The organism is Collinsella aerofaciens (assembly GCF_032584215.1).
Classification (GTDB): Bacteria; Actinomycetota; Coriobacteriia; order Coriobacteriales; family Coriobacteriaceae; genus Collinsella.
Window position 1 is genome coordinate 1 of sequence record NZ_JAWHPN010000117.1, and the last position, 473, is coordinate 473.

Sequence of the window (473 nt, forward strand, 5' to 3'; positions counted from 1 at the left end):
GCCTGGACATTTTCTAAGACACAGGCACAGCGAGTGTATGATGTATGCATGCATATAGATGAGCTCAGAGAGATCTCTGAGCTGCTCTGTGTACTGTGTAGAAACGAAATGCCTGAAAGCGGGTGAAGAAAGTGAAATTAATTGATCTATCCACCGTGATATCTCCGGGTATGCCAAAGCCAAAGTCGGCGCCGCCCGTGCTGCTGCGCTATATCCTCGAACCGTCGGAGGAACAGGAAAAGGCGCAGGGCTTTACCAACAAGATGGAGGAGTATACCATTACAACCCACGTAGCCACCCACATCGACGCACCGGCCCACTTCTCCGCTCACGGAAAAAACATTGATGAATATGATGTGAGCGAGTTTTTCCTGGTACCCACCCAGATGCTGAACATCCGCCGGGGTAAATTTGAAGCCATCACAGCCGACGACCTGCGCGCTGCGGAGGAACGGGACGGAGCAATACAAGAC

General features: G+C 51.8%; 1 protein-coding gene. It reads left to right on the top strand.

Annotated features, from left to right (window positions below; translation table 11 throughout):
* Positions 1–131 precede the first annotated feature (131 nt).
* A partial coding sequence (locus RX395_RS10025) for a cyclase family protein (RefSeq protein WP_316367355.1) occupies positions 132–473 on the top strand: 342 nt, incomplete at its 3' end.